The organism is Arthrobacter sp. 10T425 (assembly GCF_056393985.1).
Genome location: NZ_JBFTGZ010000007.1, coordinates 177,390 through 196,416 on the forward strand (window position 1 = coordinate 177,390; position 19,027 = coordinate 196,416).

A 19,027-nucleotide genomic window follows, 5' to 3' on the forward strand; every position below is an offset into this window, starting at 1 on the left:
GCGCCGCTCAGTCCAGGGCGATCGGCCCGAGCTCGGAGAGCAGCTCGCCCGGTCCGGGATTCCCGGCCGGGGTGGAGCCACCGAGGTGGTTGACCACGCCCCAGACGGCGTTGAGCCCGGTGGTGACGGCTCCCTCGGCCCAGCCGGCGGTGAAGGAGACGTCGTCGCCGGCGAGGAAGATCCCGCGCTGTTCGGCCGGCAGCCCGTCCTGTTTGAAGTGCGTGAAGAGCCGCTGCTGGTAGCGGTAGTGTCCCGGCAGGTTGGCTTTGAAGGCGCCCATGAAGTTGGGGTCGGCCTCCCAGGAGACCGTGATCGGCTGGCCCACGATGTGGCTGGCGATGTCCACCCCGGGGTAGATCTGCTGCAACGAGTGCAACATGAGCTCCGCCCGTTCCTCCGCGGTGAGCGAGAGCCACTTCAGCGCGTCGTCGTTCCAGGTGTAGGACAGCAGGATCACGGCCGGCTGGTCCGGGCCGTTGTCCAGCAGGTAGGTGGCACGGTTCAACCGGTCGGTCAGCGTCATGGACAGGACCTCGCGGCCGGTGGCCGGGTCGATGTCCTTCCAGAACGGCCGGTCCACCATGACGAAGGTCTTGGAGGACTGCATGTAGTGGGAGCGCTCGATCGCCGTCCACAGTTCGGCAGGGAACAGGGCCTCGTCCGTGTGGATCCTGGTCGAGAGCAGCCATGACTGGCAGGTGGTCACCACCGCCGGGTAGGCGGATTCGCGACCCCAGCGTTCCCGGATCCGGAAGTCGCCGCCGCCGTCGCGGGCGATGCGGTCCACGGCGCCGCGCGGCGCGCCTGCGTGCAGCGAGGCCAGCGAGGTGCCGTCCGGCCAGTGGGCCATACCCGACGGCGCGTGCTCCCACAGTGCCTCGGGGAGCCGCTGCGCGCCGCCGTCGATGAGCCGGTGCCGGTCATCGGCGTCGGTGTAGACCACGCGAAGGATTTCGAGGATCGAGTTGGGGAAGTCGGTGTCCCAGCCGCCGGTGCCGAATCCCACCTGCCCGAAGGCCTCGCGGTGGGCGAATCCGGCTTCCTTGAAGGAGTCGCTGCCGGCGATGAAGCCGTAGAACGTCTGCTCGTCCAGCTGCGGGAGCAGCGCGTTCCAGAGGTCCTTGATCCGGGCTGTGTCCCGGGCGCGGATGGCGTCCTGCATCTCGGCGAACGCGGCGCCGTCGTTCACGGCAGCCTTCCACGCGTCCGCCACCTCACGGAAGAACGGCGGCAGGTCCGCGGCGGTCTCGGCATAGTATTTCTGGCCCGCGAGCTCGATCACCGTGCTGGAGGTCGCCGGCGCCAGCGGATTGGGGAAGGCCCGGGTCTGCAGCCCGAGCAGGTCCACGTAGTGGTAGAAGGCCTTGCCGGATTCCGGGAAACGCATTCCGCCGAGGTCCGCCACGATCCCCGGCGCGGACGGGAAACTGGCGGTCCGCAGCCGGCCGCCGATCCTGTCGGCCTCGTAGACAACCGGCCGCAGGCCCAGCTTCATGAGCTCGTACGCGGTCACCAGTCCGGACAGTCCGGCACCGACGACGGCGACCTCCGTCCCGTACAGCTCGGGCGGCACCGATCCCAGGCCCTCCGGGTGGGCGAGGTAGTGGTCGTAGCTGAACGGGAAGTCCGGATTCAGCATGGTGATGGGCGCCGCGCCCGCTTCAGCAGCGGCCCCAGCAGCGGACCGGGGAGCCGGAAGTTCGGTGGCGATGGTCATGAGATCTCTGCCTTCATTTCCTGGTGTGTGGTGGTGTTGTCAGGGTGGCGGCTAGATAGGTCAAGGTAGTCCTCGTGGCTCAGCGCAGCCACCCTGGAGTTCTTCCGGCCGTAGCCGAAATAGGCGGCACAGCCAACGAGCATCCAGGCCCCGAACACCGCCCAGGTCTCGGCGCCGAGGTTGGCCATGAGGTAAGCGCACATGAGGGCGCCGAGAACCGGTGTCAGCGGAAAGAGCGGGACGCGGAAGCTGCGAGTGAGTTCGGGCCGGGTCCGCCGCAGGTAGATGACAGCCACGTTGACCAGGGCGAAGGCGAACAGGGTACCGATGCTGGTCGCGTCCGCGAGGGCACCGAGCGGCACCAGGCCGGCGGTCAGTGCGACGGCGGTGCCCACGATCAGGGTTCCGGCAGCCGGCGTGCCGGTCCGGGCCGAGATCCGGCCGAAGACCTTGGGCACCAGGCCGTCGCGCGACATCGAAAGCAGGATCCGGGTCTGCCCGTACAGCACGGTCAGCACGATGCTGGCGATGGCGAGCACGGCGCCGACGGCGAACACCACGCCAACCCACGGCTGGCCGGTGATTTCCTCAAGGATCTTCACCAGGGCCGCCTCGGTGCCGTCGAACCAGCCCCAGGGGCGCGCGCCGATGGCGGCGACGGCCACAAGCACATAGATGCTGGTGACGATCAGCATGGAGAGCAGGATGGCCCGCGGGAGGTCGCGCTTGGGATTCCGGGCCTCCTCGCCGGCCGTGGAGGCGGCATCGAAGCCGATGTAGGAGAAGAAGACCCGGGAGGCTGCGGCGGAGACGCCGGCGGCGCCCATCGGCATGAGGGGTTCGAAGTGTCCGCCGTTGAAGGCGGTGAAGGCCACGGCGCAGAAGAACAGCAGGATGCCGACCTTGACCAGGACGATCGCCGTGTTGATCCAGGCGCTCTCCTTGGCGCCGCGGACCAACAGCACGGTGGCCAGGGCGACAATCACGATTGCGGGCACGTTCAGCACGCCGCCGGCTCCCGGCGGTTGCGAGATGGCGTCCGGGAGTTCCAGGCCGAAGACCGCCAGGGCCTCGTTGACATACTGGCCCGCACCAACCGCGACGGCGGCCACGGAGACGGCGTATTCGAGCACCAGGCACCAGCCGCAGATCCAGGCCATGCCCTCGCCCATGGTGGCATAGGTGTAGGAGTAGCTGGAACCGGCGGCAGGGACCAGGCCGGCCATCTCCGCGTAGGACACGGCGGAGAGCAGGGCGGCGAAGCCGGCGATGGCGAAGGAGATCCAGATGGCCGGGCCGGCGAGCGGCACCGACTGGCCCAGGATGACCAGGATGCCGGTGCCCAGGGTGGCGCCGACGCTGATCATGGTCAGCTGCAGGACACCGAAGCTGCGGACCAGCCGCGTGCCGCCGTGTCCGGTCTCGGCCTCGCGGACCAGCTGTCCGATCGGCTTGCGGCGCAGGAGCTGGGCGGTGAGCCCGGGACGGCCGGCTTCCGCCGGCGGGCGTTCGCCGATCAGAGTTGGCACAGTCATCATTGACGTCCTTATCTTCAGTAGTGGTCGGTTTCCCGAACCAACCCTAGGCGTGTGAGCCACCTCTCAAGGTTGTGCAAAACGACCTGTAGTCTTCACTCATGAGACTTAATGCACTTGGACTCCGCCGGCCGGGCGGCCGGCACGGGGGCCGCGGCCGTGGCTGCTGAGGACCCGGAGCGGCTCGGCTTCGTCACTCTGGCGCAGTTCCTGGGCCAGTTGCCGGCACTGGCCGTCGTGCACGACGGCGGCAACGGCCAGGAGCGCCTGCGCTGGGTGGAGCCCAGCGAACTGGAAGATCCCACCCCCTACCTGCTCGACGGCGAGTTCCTGCTCACGGCCGGCCTGCCGTTCGTGGGCGGGGGCGGCAGCGAGGAGGCGGTGGACGCTTACGTGCGGCGCCTGGTCCAGGCCCGCGTGGGCGCCCTGGGCTTTGGCCTGGAACCGTACTTCAACGCCGTGCCCGATGCCGTGGTGCGGGCCTGCCGGCAGCACAACCTGACCCTGGTCGCCATCCCGGAGAGCCTCCCGTTCGCCGCGCTGGGACTGGAATTCTCCCGGCTCCTGGAGTCGGACAACGCCAAGACCTTCCGCCAGTTGGCCGACACCAGCCGGCAGCTCATGCGCGCGGTCTTGTCCGCGCGCCCCGAGCACGAACTCCTCGCGGCCCTGGTCCAGCGCGTCCCGGTTTGGGCCGTGCTGGTCGGCGCCGACGGGCGGGTGCGCGCCCGCGGTTCGGGCCCCTCCCCCGGTCCGCGGGCCGCCGGCGCCGCTGCCGGCACCGTGCCGGGAGTTGACTCCGCCGACCTGCAGCCGCTGCTGGCCAGGCTGCTCGCCGGCAGCGGTCCGCGGGTCGAGATGGATTCGTTCGACGCCGCGGGCTCGTCCCTCGTCTTCGGGTATCCGCTGCGCAGCACCCGGGACGCCAACCTCGGCGCGCTCATCCTCGGCACGGACGCCCCGCTGACCCCGGCCCAGAACAGCGTTGTCTCCACCGCGGTCGGGCTGCTGGAACTGCTGGTCCGCCAGCGCATCAGCGGCTCCCTGGCCCCGAGCCAGCTGGCCACGGCGCTGCTGCTGCACCCGGAGAGCGTGGCCTCGGGATCCGCACGGCATGTCAACGGGTTCAAGGACCTGCTGGCCCAAAGCATCTCCTCCACCCGGTCCGGCCAGCTGCGGGTCGTGCAGGGTCTCCGGATTGACGCCGCCCCGGACAGCTCCCGGACCCCGGGCGGACCGGGTGAGGCTCCGGTGCGGGCGTTGCTGGAGTGGCGGCGGCTGTTCGACACAAAGCTCGTGGAGCTCACCGAGTACGGCTTTGCCGCCATTACCCGGTTAAAGGTCGACGACGCCCTGCTCGCCGAAGTGGAGCGGCTCGGCTGGCGCCTGGTGATCGGCAGCGGCACCGATTTCGCGAACCTGCCGGAGGCTTACCGGCACGCCGCTTCACTGCGCAACCGCGTTCTCACGAGCCGCCGGAGCGTCCGGGCGGATGACGTGACGTGGTCGGTGGCCGGCCTGCTGGGACCGGCTGCCGGCACCCTGCTGGCGGGCCATCTGCTGGCGCCCCTGCTCGCCCTCGAGCCGGAGCGCCGCGACAGCCTGCTCGGCATCCTGCGGGCCTGGCTGGGCGAAAACGGAAGCTGGGACGCCACGGCAAAGGCCACGGGACTGCATCGAAACAGCGTCCGCCGGCAGATCGGCATCATCGCTGAGCTGCTGGGCTTAGACCTCAACCAGGCCCAGGCGCGCGCGGAACTCTGGATCGCCCTGCAGTACCAGGCCGAGCCTGAGCCGCCCACCCCGGCCACCGCAGGTCAGGCGTCCAGTGCACCGGCCAGCGCAGGTCAGGCGTCGGCTGCCGGTCAGACTCCCCAGGAGCGGTAGACCTCCGGGCGGCGGTCGCGCAGGTAGTCCACGGCGTCCTCGATGCCGTCTGCCGCGGCACGGCCGGTCTCACCCAGCTCGGCAAACAACAGTTCCGGCCCGGCCCCGGCCGCGGCCAGGACCGAGCCGTCCGGGCCCGCGACGATGCTGCCGCCGCGGAAGTCGCTGTCATCCTCCGAACCCGTGTGATTGGCGTAGGCGACCGTCAGCTGGTTCTCCAGGGCGCGGGCCCGGATCAGCACCTGCGGCACGACGTCGAATCCGCCGGCGAGTGCCGTCGGCACCAGCAGCAGGTCCGCGCCGCGCAGGGCGGCCGCCCGCGCCGACTCGGGAAACTCGATGTCGTAGCAGATGACCAGCGCCGTTTTGTGCCCGTGGAAATCCACGACGCCGGGGGAAGCCGCGGCGGGTGTGAACGCCGCCCGCTCGTCCGGGCCGAACAGGTGCACCTTGTCGTAACTGAGCAGCTCCTCGCCCGCCTCGTCGACCAGGGTGGCGGAAATGTGCCACCCGCCGGCCGGCGTCAGCGTGGGCAGGCTGTAGACCAGGGCGATGTTGTTGCGCCGCGCGATGCCGGCCAGGGCTTCCCGGAGCGCGGGCAACCTGCCGGGATCGAACGCCTCCCGCAGCCGCCGCGGCGCGTAGCCCACGGGGAAGAGCTCCGGGGTCACCAGCAGCTGCGCGCCCGCGGCGGACGCATTGCGCGCCGCGGCCTCCACCGCGGCGCAGTTCGCCTCGATGTCCAGCACGGCGGAGTTCGCCTGCATCAGGGCCAGCAGCACCATTACCACCTCACGTTTCCGGACGCCTCCGCGGGTCGCGGCGGGTTCTCCCGACCAGAGTAGCCGTGGCCCGGAACGCGGGGTGTGGTGCAATTCCACCCGGCCAGCGTGCCGGCGGGGCAGAACGTCCTTGCCGCGGAGACGGCGGGTGCTGACCGCCCTCTCCCCGACATTCGACCGGCGCGGCCGTTATCGTTGCGTTAACTTCTTGACTACAAGGCGCGAATGCGTCACGCTTCATAGCATGCCCTCACCAACGCGCTCAACGAGGAGCCGAACCAAGAACCCCGGATCGCAGTCCGCCCTCCGGCATTTGAACCAGCAGCGGATCATCGAATGCCTCCTCGCGGGCCCATCCACGCAGGCGGAACTGGCCCGCCAGACCGGGCTTTCGACAGCCACGGTCTCGAACATCGTCAAAATCATGCAGGACGCCGGGCTGGCCTCGACTGAACCGATCACCAGTTCCGGGCGGCGCGCTCTGAACGTCCGGCTCAACAGCAACGGAGCCGTCGCCGTCGGAATCGACTTCGGCCGGCGCCACCTGCGCGTCGTGCTGGCCTCGCTGAGTTACCACGTGATCGCCGAAGAGTCGGTCCTGCTGCCCCTGGGCCATCACGCTGAGGAAGGCATCCAGGCCGCCGTCGGCGTGCTGGACCGGCTGCTCACGGACAGCGGTGTGGAACGCAGCGCCCTGGTGGGTGCCGGCGTCGGAATTCCCGGCCCGATCGACCGCCGCACAGGCACCGTGGCGCAAGGCGCGATCCTGCCCGAATGGGTGGGCATCAACATCCTCAAACGCCTAGAAGAAGCGCTGGAACTCCCCGTCTTTGTGGACAACGACGCCAACCTGGGCGCCCTCTCCGAGGTCACCTGGGGGCCGCACAGCGGCATCAGCAACCTGATGTTCCTCAAGATCGGCTCGGGCATCGGCGCGGGGCTGATCCTCAACGGCGCCCCGTACTACGGCAACGTGGGCATCACCGGCGAAATCGGCCATGCCACCATCCACGAGCACGGGCTGATCTGCCGCTGCGGGAACCGCGGCTGCCTGGAAACCATCGCCTCCACCACCACCATGATCGAGCTCCTGAGCCGCGGCGAGGACCGGCCGCTCTCGCCTGGGGACATCGTTCGCAAGGCCCTGGAGAAGGACTCCGCCACGCTCCGTGTCGTGGACGACGCCGGGCTCGCCGTCGGGCGCGCGCTGGGCAACGTGGCGAACCTGATCAACCCCGAGGTCATTGTGGTCGGCGGCCCGCTGGCGGGCCTTGGCCAGCTGCTGCTGGACCCGATCCGGCGCGGCCTGATCCGCCACGCGGTGCCGGTCATAGGCGAGACAACCACCCTCACGATGTCGTCCCTGGGCGACCGGGCCGAGGCCCTCGGGGCCACGGCTTTGGTCTTCCAGCACGCCGGAATCCGGCGAAACTAACCATTTCGTTATGTGGCTGTTGCGTTAAAGACTTGACGACAAGGGCTGTGATCCAGTTTACTTTTCCATCAGACGGCCCTGCGGTTTGCAGGGGCGGACAACGAAGTCATGCATTGGAGGCGTAAGGGCAGATGACGTCCCTCAACACGCACAGTGATCCGCTAATCCTCGAGATGCGATCCATCACCAAGGAGTTCCCCGGCGTTAAAGCTTTGGCCGATGTGAGCCTGCGGGTGAAGGCCGGCGAGATCCACGCCATCTGCGGTGAGAACGGCGCCGGGAAATCGACCCTGATGAAGGTGCTCTCAGGCGTGTACCCCTACGGCACGTACACCGGGGACATCGTTTACCAGAACGAAGTCCAGGAGTTCAAGGACATCAGGGCCAGCGAGCACGCCGGCATCGTGATCATCCACCAGGAACTCGCGCTTATCCCCGAACTGTCGATCATGGAGAACATCTTCCTCGGCAACGAGCCCACCAAGCGCGGCGTGATCGACTGGGCCGAGGCCCGGACCCGGTCCACCGAACTGCTGGCCCGCGTGGGGCTGCGCGAGGACCCGGACACCCCCATCAAGGAGATCGGCGTCGGCAAGCAGCAGCTGGTCGAGATCGCCAAAGCCCTGAACAAGTCGGTCAAGCTCCTGATCCTGGACGAGCCCACGGCGGCGCTGAACGAGTCCGACTCCCAGCACCTGCTGGACCTCATGCTGGGCCTCAAGGGCCGCGGAATCACCTCGATCATCATTTCGCACAAGCTCAACGAGATCGAACAGATCGCCGATGAGATCACGATCATCCGCGACGGCAAGTCGATCGAGACCCTGAACGTCAAGGCCGACGGCGTCGACGAGGACCGCATCATCAAGGGCATGGTTGGCCGGACCCTGGAATCCCGGTTCCCGGACCACGAGCCGAAGATCGGCGATGTCCTCTTCGAGGTGAAGAACTGGAACGTCGGGCACCCGCAGATCCAGGACCGCCTGGTCTGCAAGAACTCCAGCTTTTTCGTCCGCCGCGGCGAGATCGTCGGGTTCGCGGGCCTGATGGGCGCCGGACGCACCGAACTGGCCCGGTCCGTGTTCGGGCGCTCGTACGGCCGCTTCATCTCGGGCCATGTCTACAAAGAAGGCAAGGAACTGCAGCTCAAGAGCGTCCGCCAGGCGATCGACGCCGGACTCGGCTACGTCACCGAGGACCGCAAGTCCCTGGGCCTGAACCTGCTGGACGACATCAAGGCCACCACGGTCTCGGCAAACCTGCGCAAGATCAGCAAGAACTTCGTGGTGGACGCCAACAAGGAATACGCCGTCGCGGAGGAATACCGGAAGTCGCTGCGGACCAAGACGCCCTCCGTGGAGGAAGGCGTCGCAAAGCTCTCCGGCGGCAACCAGCAGAAGGTCGTGCTGGCGAAGTGGATGTTCACCGACCCGGACGTGCTGATCCTGGACGAACCCACCCGCGGGATCGATGTCGGGGCCAAGTACGAGATCTACGGCATCATCCAGAAGCTGGCCAACGAGGGCAAGGCCGTGATCGTCATTTCCTCGGAGCTGCCCGAGCTGTTGGGCCTCTCGGACCGGATCTACACGATTTTCGAAGGCGCCATCACCGGCGTCCTGAACAAGGACGAAGCCAGCCAGGAAAGCCTCATGAAACTCATGACGTCCGCCCGCAAGACCGCTTGACCCTTTGGGACAAACCAGAACAATCCGAACACCCCGGACACAAGGACTGAAACAATGAACGCGCTCAAGAAGCTCTTTGGCGGCAACACCCGCCAATTCGGCATGATCTTCGCCCTGGTTGCGCTGATCGTGTTCTTCGAGATTTTCACGGAGGGCCGCACGCTCACATCGGGCAACGTCATCAACCTCTTCAACGGCAACTCCTACATCCTGATCCTCGCCATCGGCATGGTGCTGGTCATCATCGCCGGGCACATCGACCTCTCGGTCGGTTCCGTCGCGGCCTTCGTGGGTGTCTGCGTGTCACTCTTCATCCGCGACTGGGGGCTGCCCTGGTACATCGGCGTCCTGATGGGGCTCGGGCTCGGCGCCCTGATCGGAATGTGGCAGGGATTCTGGGTGGCCTATGTCGGCATCCCCGCGTTCATCGTGACGCTGTCCGGCATGCTGATCTTCCGCGGCGCCAACCAGTTGGTCGGTAAGTCGAACACCATCCCGGTTCCCACGGATTTCCAGTACATCGGCTCCGGCTACCTGCCCGAGTTTGGACCGAATACCGGCTACAACAACCCCACCATGCTCATTGGCCTGCTCGGCGTCGCGTTCGTGATCTTCAGCGAGATCCGCTCCCGCCGCAACGCCAAGGCCCTCGGTGCCGAGGTTCCCGAAGCGTGGGTCATGGTTATCAAACTGGTGCTGGTCTCCGGCGCCATCCTCTACGCGACCTACCTCTTTGCCACCGGCCGGCCGGGCACCTCCTTCCCCGTGCCGGGCCTGATCCTGGCCGTCCTGGTCCTCGTGTACGGCTTCATCTCCTCCAAGACCGTTATCGGCCGCCACATCTACGCCGTCGGTGGCAACCGGCACGCCGCCGAGCTCTCCGGTGTCCAGTCCAAGAAGGTCAACTTCCTGGTCATGATGAACATGTCCTTCCTGGCCGGCCTCGCCGGCATGATTTTCGTCGGCCGCTCCACCGCCTCAGGCCCGTTCGACGGCGTCGGCTGGGAACTGGACGCCATCGCCGCCGTGTTCATTGGCGGCGCCGCGGTCACCGGTGGCGTGGGCACCGTGATCGGCTCGATCATCGGCGGCCTGGTCATGGCAGTCCTGAACAACGGCCTGCAGCTGCTCGGCGTCGGCGCCGACCTCACCCAGATCATCAAGGGCCTGGTGCTCCTGATCGCCGTCGCCTTCGACGTCTACAACAAGACCCAGGGCAAGAGGTCCGTCGTCGGGATGCTGATGAAGAACTTCAGCCGCAGTAACGAGATCAAGGCCGACGAGACAACCCAAACCACAGACGTCATCTCCAGGGGAGCCTGAGCGGCTCCCCCGGTTCCCCAACCCCACAATTCTCCGCACACCACCAAAAGAAAGTGAACCAAGCAATGCGAATGATTGGTAAAGCAGGAAAGGCAGCAGCAATCGCTGCTATTGCGGCACTGGCGCTGACGGCCTGCGGCCGTTCCGACACCGGGACTACCGGCGGTTCGAGCTCCGGAGGCGAAGCATTCCCGAAGGGCTCGTCGATCGGCGTCGCGCTGCCCCAGAAGACCTCGGAAAACTGGGTTCTGGCGGAGCAGCTGTTCAACGACGGCCTCACCAAGGCCGGCTACAAGCCGGATGTGCAGTTCGCCAATGGCGGCGTTTCGGATCAGCAGAACCAGATTAGTGCCATGATCACCAAGGGCGACAAGCTCATCATCGTCGGTGCCATCGACGGTGCGCAGCTGGGCACCCAGCTCAAGCAGGCCAAGGATGCCGGCGCCACGATCATCGCGTATGACCGTCTGCTCCTGAACACCCCGGACGTGGACTACTACGTGGCCTACGACAACTTCAAGGTCGGTGAACTCCAGGGCCAGGCGCTGCTGGACGGCATGAAGGGCAAGAAGCCGGCAGGCCCGTACAACATCGAGCTCTTCGCAGGTTCCCCTGATGACGCCAACGCGAAGGTCTTCTTCGACGGCGCCATGAGCGTCCTGAAGCCGAAGATCGACGACGGCACCCTCAAGGTCCTTTCGGGCCAGACGAGCTTCGAACAGGCCGTTACCCAGGGCTGGAAGGCAGAGAACGCCCAGAAGCGCATGGACACCCTGCTCGCCGGAACGTACGGCAGCGCCCCGCTTGACGGCGTGCTGTCCCCGAACGACACCCTGGCCCGCGCGATCATCACCTCTGTCAAGGCCGCCGGCAAGCCGATCCCGGTTGTCACGGGCCAGGACTCCGAGGTTGAGTCGGTCAAGTCCATCATGGCGGGCGAGCAGTACTCCACCATCAACAAGGACACCAATGCGCTCGTTGACCACTCGATCACCATGGTCAACGACGTCCAGGCAGGCAAGAAGCCGGAGATTAACGACGACAAGTCCTACAACAACGGAAACAAGGTTGTTCCCGCGTACCTGCTGAAGCCGGTCATCGTCACCAAGGACAACGTCCACACGGCGTACGAGAACGATCCGGTCCTCGGCCCGATCACCAAGCAGTAGTTCCTTATCTGGGCGACCGCTTCACCGGCCGCGCCAGAGTACAGAGCCCCGGCTCTCCCGCAAGGGAGGGCCGGGGCTCTTGCGTTGGCCGTGATGCGCTGGCGGTGGTGCGCCGGCGGTGACCTTGGCAGTGACCTTGGCGGTGACCTTGGCGGTGACCTTGCCTGTGGCGAGGCGCTTCACAGCAGATCCATAGCTCCCGGGGGAGGTTCGCACAGCGGCCCGTACCACTGTGGGACCAGCGCCGGGCATCGGGCCCGGCAGGAGATACCCCCCAGAGACACCCAAGAAAAACTAGGAGCACCGTGAGCGTTCTTGCCCGGAGTGTAGGCAACGCCTTTCGAAACAAGGTCAGGACCGCCGCCGTGGTGGCGGTCCTGGCCGTAGCCATTGGACTTGCCCTGGCCATGCTCGTGGCCAACCAGGCCGTCACCGGCAAGGTTGCCGAGCTGAACGCCTCGGTGGGCACGGTCCTGACCGTGAACCCCGCCGGCGGCCAGGGGTTCGAGGGCGGCGGCGAGCCGCTGACGTCCGCCCAGGCAGCGACGGCGGCGGCCGTCCCCAACGTCAGCAGCGTGGTCGGCACCAAGGCGCTGCGCCTGCGCAACGCCGCTGACATTGCCGCCGAGGCCGCGTCAGGACGGACAGGCCAAGGCGGCCCCGGCGGCCAGTCGGCCACCTCCGTCACCACGAGCCTCACGGCCGCCGTCGACGCCGGCACCCTCGGCAACCGTAACCAAGCCAGTACCGGCGCCACCGGAAGCAGCACCTCGGGCAGTACCGGCAGCACCGCGCAGGCCGCGCCGGCGTTCTCGCTGCCCATCACGGCAACGGGCATCGGCGCCGAGGTGGACTCCACCGGCAAGGCCCTGCAGCTGACGCAGGGCACCGGCCTGGGCAACTACACCGCCGCGTCCACCGGCGCCCTGCTGGGCACCACCCTGGCCACCAAGAACGGCCTCAGCGTGGGCTCGACGTTCACCATCGGGGACCAGAGCTTCACCGTCCGGGGGCTGTTCGACGCCGGGACCGCGTTCGGCAACAATGCGCTCTACGTGACGCTGCCGACCGCCCAGACCCTCGCCGCGCTCCCAGGCGAACTCTCCACCATGATCGTCACGGTCAACAGCATGGAAAACGTCGACGCCGCCAAGACCGCCCTGCAGGCGGCGCTGGGCTCCGACAAGGCCGACGTCACCCAGGGCCAGCGGAACCTTGAGACCGCCGTCAGCTCGCTGGACAGCGTCAAGAACATTTCCTTCATCGCCTTCGTCGCGGCCCTTGGCACCGCCGGCCTGATCATCCTCCTGATCATGGTCATGCTGGTCCGCGAACGACGCCGCGAGATCGGTGTCCTGAAGGCCATCGGCGCCCCGAACCGCACCATCGGCCTGCAGTTTGTGCTGGAGGCCCTCGTGCTGGTGGCCATGGGCAGTGTTGTGGGCGCCGCCGTCGCCTCCCTCGCCAGCGGCGGCATCGCCAGCGCCCTCATCAGTTCAAGCAGCAGCACGAGCGCGGCGGCCACCGGCCAGCGCGGCGGCGCTGGCGGCTTTCCCGGGGGCGGGTTCCCGGGAAGGGCGGGCGGACCGCTGGGCGGGGCCAGCCAGCTGCTGACCTCCGTGACGGCGAGCGCCTCCCCCGGCGTCATCGCCGCGGGCATCGCCGCAGTTTTCGGCGTCGCCATCATCGGCGCGCTCGTCCCGGCCCTGCTCACCGCCCGCATCCGTCCCATCGAAGTCCTCCGAGGAGAATAGCCATGATCGAAGTCAAGAACCTGGTCCGCACGTTCAAGTCCGGCGACCGGACCATCAAGCCGGTCAACGATGTCAGCTTCGAGCTGGAGCAGGGCACGCTGGCCTCGATCGTGGGCAAGAGCGGCAGCGGCAAGAGCACCCTGCTCTCCTTGCTCGGGGCGCTGGACAAGCCCACCAGCGGCGACGTGGTGGTCAACGGCGTGAGCCTGGCCAGCATGCCCGACGGGAAACTGACCAACTACCGGCGCCGGGACATCGGCTTCGTGTTCCAGCAGTTCAACCTGATCCCGAACCTCTCGGCCGTGGACAACGTGATGCTGCCGATGGAATTCGCCGGCGTGCGAAAGGCGGCGCGGGCCGAGCGGGCCCGGCAGCTGCTCGAACAGGTCCAGCTCGATCCGGAGAAGCACGGGCGGCGCATCAACCGGCTCTCCGGCGGCGAGCAGCAGCGGGTGGCGATCGCCCGGGCGCTGGCGAACGAACCCAAACTGATCCTGGCCGATGAACCCACCGGCAACCTGGACGAGCAGACCGGCGAGCACATCATCGAGCTGCTCAGCACGCTCAGCCGGGACCACAACACCACCATCCTGGTGGTCACCCACGACCGTGCCCTGGCCAACAAGACGGACCGGCGCTTCCGGCTCCAGCAGGGCCGGCTCACGGAGGAAACGGCCCGGGCCCGTGCGACGGAGGCCCTGACCGGCTGAGGACCGGCCGGCGGCGGGGACTTCGGCGGCGGAGCTGCGGGCAGGCCTTGGGGGCCCGCCCGCGGCTCCGGCGTCGAGCCGCCGGGGCTGAACTTCGTGAGACTGGATCTCCGCGTCGAACCTCCGCCATGCCAGGGCCGTCAACACCGCGGCCCGCCCGCCCCTGGGTGAGAAGATGGCATCATGTCTGCCCTCATCGCAAAGCCGTGGCTGTTCAGCCAGCCGGACCAGGACCCCCGCACAGCCACCGGTGCCAGGCTGCGCTGGGGTGTCATCGCCACCGGCGGGATCGCCGCTTCGGTCACACGCGACCTTGGGCTGCTGGCGGATGCGGAACTGTACGCCGTCAGCTCCCGCACACAGGCGGCCGCGGACGCGTTCGCGGCCGACTACGGCTTTGTCCACGCCTACGGTGACCAGGACGGCGCCAGTGGCTATGCCCGCTTGCTCGCCAATGACGCCGTCGACGTCGTCTACGTCGCCACCCCGCACGCCCACCATCACAAGATAGCCCTCGCCGCCCTCAACGCCGGCAAGCACGTGCTGTGCGAGAAGGCCCTCACGATCAATGCCCGGGAAGCAGCCGAGCTGATCGCGGCGGCCCGGACCAACGGAGTCTTCCTGATGGAGGCGGTCTGGAGCCGGTTCCTGCCCAGCATGCAGCGGGCGTTCGAGATCGCTGCCTCGGGCGAGATCGGCGAGGTGAAATGGGTCGGCGCCGACCTCGGCTTTCCGGCGCCGTACTCGCCCGGTTCCCGGCTTTGGGCACCCAAGGACGGTGGCGGCGCCCTGCTGGACATGACGGTCTATCCCCTGCTCTGGGCGCTCGGCACCCTGGGGTTCCCGCAAACGGTCAGCGCCACCGGCTGGCTGAACGACGACGGCGTCGACGCCCAGAATGCGTTGACGCTCGGTTACCACCACGGCGCCCAGGCCCAACTGACCTCGTCATTGATGGCCTATGGCCCCCGCACGGCCACCGTCGCCGGCACCAAGGGCTACCTCCAGAGCCCGGGCTCCATCAACAACCCGAAGGAACTGCTGGTCCGGATCGGCTTCGAGGGGCCCCGGACGGAGCAGTTCACCGTGGTGGGACGTGGTTACACTTACGAGCTCCGGGAGGTCACGCGGTGCATCCAGCAGGGCCTCACCGAAAGCCCGGTCATGCCTCTGGAGGACTCCCTGAACACCATGCGGCTTTTCGACGGCGTACGCGCGCAGCTCGGCGTGAGCTACCCCAACGACGCCCACTAACCGCCTCGCATTTTCCACGCCCCAGGCAACGGACCCGGCGCATTCCAAGTGTCTCGGTATGCCTACAGTTTCGGCCCCGCTCTGGACTCTCCTGTTGGGGCCGACTTACCCTGTAGGCAATTGTCCAGTCTTCCGGGATCGGGGGTGCGCGCATGGATCCTGCAGCAGCGTCCTCCCGCGCGGGCCGCACCTTGCGCCCCCTGCGCCCCTTGCGGCGCGTGCTTTTGGCCGCCGTCGCCGGCGCCGCGTGGCTGACACTGACCTGCACGGCCGCGCAGGCGGACGACGCCTGCGCGTTCTACGGGACGGCCGTCGACGCCGGGGAGAGCACGGCCGCCGCCTCCTGTACGGACGCCGACGACCTCCCTGTTCCCTCCCTCGACGGCGTGGTTTCCGTGGACATCTCTGCGGTCCCGGCGGGCGCCTGGGCGGCGGGCGCTGTTCCGGGGCCGGGAGCAGCTTCCGCGGACGTCGTTGCTGCCGACCCGAACGGGCCCGCGGACACCGCCCCTGACCCGGCGGTTCCCGACGCGCCACCGCCCGCCCCTGGGCAGGCGGCACCGGACCCGGCGCTCCCCTCCCCGGTACTCCCTGACCCTTCGCTCCCTGCGCCGGCACTCACCCCGCCGGCAACCGGGCCTGTGGTGGACCCTGCGGTTCCGGTCCCCGGTGTTGTTCCGCCGGTGGTGGACCCTGCGGTACCGGTCCCCGGTGTTGTTCCGCCGGTGGTGGACCCTGCGGTACCGGCTCCAGCACCTTCGTCGCCCGGCGACCCGGCGGCCCCGGCTCCGGCTCCGGATCCAGCAACTCCGCTCCCCGGCGACCCTGCGGCCGGGCCACCAGACGGCGTCGTTCCAGACGGCGTCGTTCCAGGCGGCGATGTCGCGGCGGGATCGCCTGCGGGGACGCCGGCGGGGACGCCGGCCGCCGTCGATGGCGCATCGGCGCCGGCGGGCGGCGCAAAAGCAACCGCCGCCAACGCAGCACCGGCTGAACTGCCGGCGCCTGCTCCCACCGGCACCGTGGCGGCCCGTCCGTTCCCGGCATCTCCTTCCCCGGGTGCCACGGTTGCCTATCCCGCCTTGCTGATCCCTGAACCCCGGGGCGCGGCAGCTGTCCAGTCCGGCGCTGCCCCGCCGGCCAAGGCCCCTGCCGGGACCGGTGAACCGCCGGCTCCCTCCGGCAACCCGGGTCCGAGCCCATGGCATGGCGGAACGGGACTGCCTGCGCCTGACGCACTCCCGCCGGCTCCGGGCTCGGGGTCCGGCAGCGGGCACTCCGGCGGCGGGCCTGCCGGAACGGCTGCGTGGATGCCCAGCCTGGTCTTCTACGTGCCCACCATCGGGGCCGACGCCATCGGCGGACCGCTCCAGCACGAGTACGCAGCCGTTAGCGCTGATCCCGGTTCTTCTCCTGACTAGTCGGGCCGTCTCTGCCTCCACAGAGCACGGCCCGTCGGGCTGCCTTTGCCGCCCGCCAACAGTCACCCAGGAGAATCCCCCATGGACACGACCGTCCACCGCCGGGCTTCCGGCACCCCAATTCCCGCCGGCCTGACCCTCTCAGCGCCCGCCCACCCTGAGCGCTCCGGTCCGCAGCCGAGGCCCGGCTGCAAGCCCCGCCCGCCCTAGCGCATGCCACCGCTCCCATCAAGGTCCTGTACCGCCGGAGCGAGGTCGTTGGGTCCGCTGGGGGACCCAACGGCATGCTCCGGCGGAGGGGCGTCCGCGGGTGGGGGTCCGGTGAGGGAAGACGCTTCGGCGCCGGGACCGGAGGTCCCCCACGCACCACGCGGACCGCAATCAGATACCCGTACCCGTATCATTCTTTAGGAGCGCCGCCGGGGCGCACACGAAAGGTACGGGGACAGCGTGGACAGTTCGCCCAACAGCATCATGGCGGAGCCCCTGGGCGGCCGCTATCAGCTGGGGGAGGTGATTGGCCGGGGCGGCATGGCATCGGTCTACACGGCCAAGGACCTGAACCTTGGCCGGGACGTTGCCCTGAAACTCTTTGCACCGCAATCGGCGGATCCTGACGAGCTTCGCCGGCAGGAAGCGGAGATCGAACTGCTGGCGACCCTGAATCATCCAAGCCTGGTGACGCTGTTCGACGCCGGGACGGACACCCGGATTCCCGAGGAGCCCCGGCCCTTCCTGACCATGGAGCTCGTGGACGGCCAGGATCTGCGGACCCGGATCCGCCACAGTCCCCTGCCGCTGGCCGAGTTGGCCGTGGTGGGCGCCGGGATCGCCGATGCCCTCGCCTACGTCCACGGCCTCGGCATCGTCCACCGGGACATCAAGCCCGCCAACATCCTCCTGGTGCCGGTCCGGCCGGGAGAGCCGCTTCGGCCCAAGCTCACAGACTTCGGCATCGCCCGGATCATCGACGGGACCCGGCTGACCGCCACGGGAACCATGGTGGGAACTGCCGCCTACCTCAGTCCCGAACAGGCCCGCGGTGCCGACCTCGGTCCGGCGAGTGATATCTACTCGCTGGGCCTGGTCCTGCTCGAATGCCTCAAGGGCGAGGTGGAGTACCCGGGCAGCGCCGTCGAATCCGCTGTGGCCCGCCTGCACCGCGCCCCCGTCATCCCGGACGCCGTGCCCGAGGAGTGGGCCCGGCTCATCCAGGCCATGACCGTCCTGGACCCGTTGGACCGCCCCGCGGCCGCCGATCTCGAGGCAGCCTTCCGTGTTGCCCTCGTTTCCCCCGGATCGCTGCCCGGGCCCGTCACAACGGAACCCACCCGGGTCCTCCCGGCCCCGCCGGCAAGGCGGCCCCGCCCACCCAGGCCCGGAGCCGCAACGGCTGCGGCGTCGAGAACACGCCCCCTGAACCCGCTGGACCCGGATGCCCTGCCGCTGCGGCCGCGCCGCCGCCGCTCCGCGTCGCGCGGGGCCGCATGGTTCCTCCGGGCCCGGCCCCGCACCCGCGTGGCCGTGCTGCTCGCCGCGCTGGCAGTCCTTGCCGTCGTGGCGACGATCGCGGTCGCCCTGTCCGCCCCCGCGGCGCCCGACGTCGTCCCCTACCCCACCGTCACCGGACCGCTCGGCGATCACCTGAGGGAACTGCAGAAGGGTGTGGAACCATGAGCGATTCACGAACCGCCGGGCAAGACCGCGGCCGGGTGAGGTATCGGGTGTCCGCAAGCCTCCTCGCCGGACTGCTGGCCGCCGGGGCTTTGGCCGGTTGCGGCTCCCCCGCCCCCGAACTGGGCAGCGGCGCGGCCCGGCAACTTCAATCCGAAGTCTTGGCTGTCAGCCAGGCTGCAGCCGCCAACGACCCGGAGGGTTCCCTGAAGCACCTTGACGAGTTGCTGACCCGGCTGGATGCCGTCGCCGCGAGCGGCGAGGTGTCCTTCAGACGCCACCAGAGCATCAAGTCATCGATTGACGCCGTCCGGGCGGACCTTACCGCGCAGCAGGCGGCCGAGGCGGCCCGGAAGGCTGCGGAAAAAGCAGCGGCTGACAAAGCGGCAGCCGACAAAGCAGCGGCTGAAAAGGCTGCCGCGGCTCAGGCAGCAGCCCAGGTCGCTGCAGCGCGGACGGCCCCGGCCGCCGTCGCCCCGGCCCCGGCCAAGGCCGCCACCGGGAAATCGAAGCACAAGGGCAACGGCAAGGGCTGACCCCGCAGCCCTCCCCCGCCCGGCTGCCCCTCTTTCCTGCCATCCTCCGACCCGCCGCCCCTCCGACCAGCAGCGACGCGCGCACCGGAATCCCGGGCGGACAGCAGAACGCCCCGCCTCCCTTTCGGGAGACGGGGCGTTC

General features: G+C 68.6%; 15 protein-coding genes. 11 read left to right on the forward strand and 4 right to left on the reverse strand.

Annotation, left to right across the window (positions count from 1 at the left end):
- Positions 1-7: 7 nt before the first annotated feature.
- Both AC1DDH_RS10600 and AC1DDH_RS10605 read right to left on the reverse strand, forming a co-directional pair.
- The gene (locus tag AC1DDH_RS10600) at positions 8-1,717 is read right to left on the reverse strand and encodes a flavin monoamine oxidase family protein (protein WP_476955397.1); all 1,710 of its coding nucleotides are present in this window, start codon (positions 1,715-1,717) and stop codon (positions 8-10) included.
- Positions 1,714-3,252, reverse strand: coding sequence for an amino acid permease (locus AC1DDH_RS10605; protein ID WP_476849128.1), 1,539 nt, complete (start codon positions 3,250-3,252; stop codon positions 1,714-1,716). Before AC1DDH_RS10605 ends, AC1DDH_RS10600 begins: the two co-directional genes overlap by 4 nt.
- Before the next feature lie 111 nt (positions 3,253-3,363).
- On the opposite strand from AC1DDH_RS10605, the gene AC1DDH_RS10610 reads away from it, so the two are divergent.
- On the forward strand, positions 3,364-5,139 hold the full coding sequence (locus AC1DDH_RS10610) for a PucR family transcriptional regulator (RefSeq protein ID WP_476859174.1): 1,776 nt from the start codon (positions 3,364-3,366) through the stop codon (positions 5,137-5,139).
- Here the strand turns inward: AC1DDH_RS10610 and AC1DDH_RS10615 are convergent.
- Positions 5,118-5,924 carry a nitrilase-related carbon-nitrogen hydrolase gene (locus AC1DDH_RS10615; RefSeq protein ID WP_476947287.1) on the reverse strand — a complete coding sequence of 269 codons (807 nt, stop codon included), beginning with the start codon at positions 5,922-5,924 and terminating at the stop codon, positions 5,118-5,120. The two genes, AC1DDH_RS10610 and AC1DDH_RS10615, sit on opposite strands and share 22 nt — an antisense overlap.
- 241 nt (positions 5,925-6,165) lie before the next feature.
- On the opposite strand from AC1DDH_RS10615, the gene AC1DDH_RS10620 reads away from it, so the two are divergent.
- The 4 genes from AC1DDH_RS10620 to AC1DDH_RS10635 all read left to right on the forward strand — a co-directional run bounded on the left by AC1DDH_RS10620 (position 6,166) and on the right by AC1DDH_RS10635 (position 11,536).
- Entirely contained in the window at positions 6,166-7,356 is a 1,191-nt protein-coding gene (locus AC1DDH_RS10620; protein WP_243180206.1) for an ROK family transcriptional regulator, read from the forward strand.
- Positions 7,357-7,487: 131 nt separating this feature from the next.
- Positions 7,488-9,044, forward strand: a complete 1,557-nt coding sequence (mmsA, locus tag AC1DDH_RS10625; protein WP_476849130.1) for a multiple monosaccharide ABC transporter ATP-binding protein — start codon at positions 7,488-7,490, stop codon at positions 9,042-9,044.
- A gap of 54 nt (positions 9,045-9,098) precedes the next feature.
- The gene (mmsB, locus tag AC1DDH_RS10630; RefSeq protein ID WP_476856608.1) at positions 9,099-10,367 is read left to right on the forward strand and encodes a multiple monosaccharide ABC transporter permease; all 1,269 of its coding nucleotides are present in this window, start codon (positions 9,099-9,101) and stop codon (positions 10,365-10,367) included.
- A 65-nt stretch (positions 10,368-10,432) separates the two neighbouring features.
- Positions 10,433-11,536 carry a substrate-binding domain-containing protein gene (locus AC1DDH_RS10635; RefSeq protein ID WP_476856609.1) on the forward strand — a complete coding sequence of 368 codons (1,104 nt, stop codon included), beginning with the start codon at positions 10,433-10,435 and terminating at the stop codon, positions 11,534-11,536.
- 21 nt (positions 11,537-11,557) lie between these two features.
- On the opposite strand, the gene AC1DDH_RS10640 is transcribed toward AC1DDH_RS10635, so the two are convergent.
- Complete coding sequence (locus tag AC1DDH_RS10640; protein ID WP_476955398.1) at positions 11,558-11,719, reverse strand: hypothetical protein; 162 nt, start codon at positions 11,717-11,719, stop codon at positions 11,558-11,560.
- Between the two features lie 122 nt (positions 11,720-11,841).
- Between AC1DDH_RS10640 and AC1DDH_RS10645 the strand changes: the two genes are divergently transcribed.
- The 6 genes from AC1DDH_RS10645 (at position 11,842) to AC1DDH_RS10670 (ending at position 18,885) form a co-directional block, all read left to right on the forward strand.
- A complete protein-coding gene (locus AC1DDH_RS10645) occupies positions 11,842-13,290 on the forward strand; it encodes an ABC transporter permease (protein ID WP_476955399.1) in 1,449 nt (482 codons plus the stop codon).
- A 2-nt stretch (positions 13,291-13,292) separates the two neighbouring features.
- Positions 13,293-14,000: an ABC transporter ATP-binding protein gene (locus AC1DDH_RS10650; protein ID WP_476955400.1), complete on the forward strand. Its 708-nt coding sequence runs from the start codon at positions 13,293-13,295 to the stop codon at positions 13,998-14,000.
- Between the two features lie 183 nt (positions 14,001-14,183).
- Positions 14,184-15,254 carry a Gfo/Idh/MocA family protein gene (locus AC1DDH_RS10655; protein ID WP_459384147.1) on the forward strand — a complete coding sequence of 357 codons (1,071 nt, stop codon included), beginning with the start codon at positions 14,184-14,186 and terminating at the stop codon, positions 15,252-15,254.
- Between the two features lie 152 nt (positions 15,255-15,406).
- On the forward strand, positions 15,407-16,675 hold the full coding sequence (locus AC1DDH_RS10660; RefSeq protein ID WP_476955401.1) for a hypothetical protein: 1,269 nt from the start codon (positions 15,407-15,409) through the stop codon (positions 16,673-16,675).
- Between the two features lie 474 nt (positions 16,676-17,149).
- Positions 17,150-18,352 (forward strand): serine/threonine-protein kinase, encoded by a 1,203-nt coding sequence (locus AC1DDH_RS10665; RefSeq protein WP_476872820.1) that lies wholly within the window; start codon positions 17,150-17,152, stop codon positions 18,350-18,352.
- Complete coding sequence (locus tag AC1DDH_RS10670; protein WP_476859179.1) at positions 18,349-18,885, forward strand: mucin-associated surface protein; 537 nt, start codon at positions 18,349-18,351, stop codon at positions 18,883-18,885. Before AC1DDH_RS10665 ends, AC1DDH_RS10670 begins: the two co-directional genes overlap by 4 nt.
- Positions 18,886-19,027: the final 142 nt, after the last annotated feature.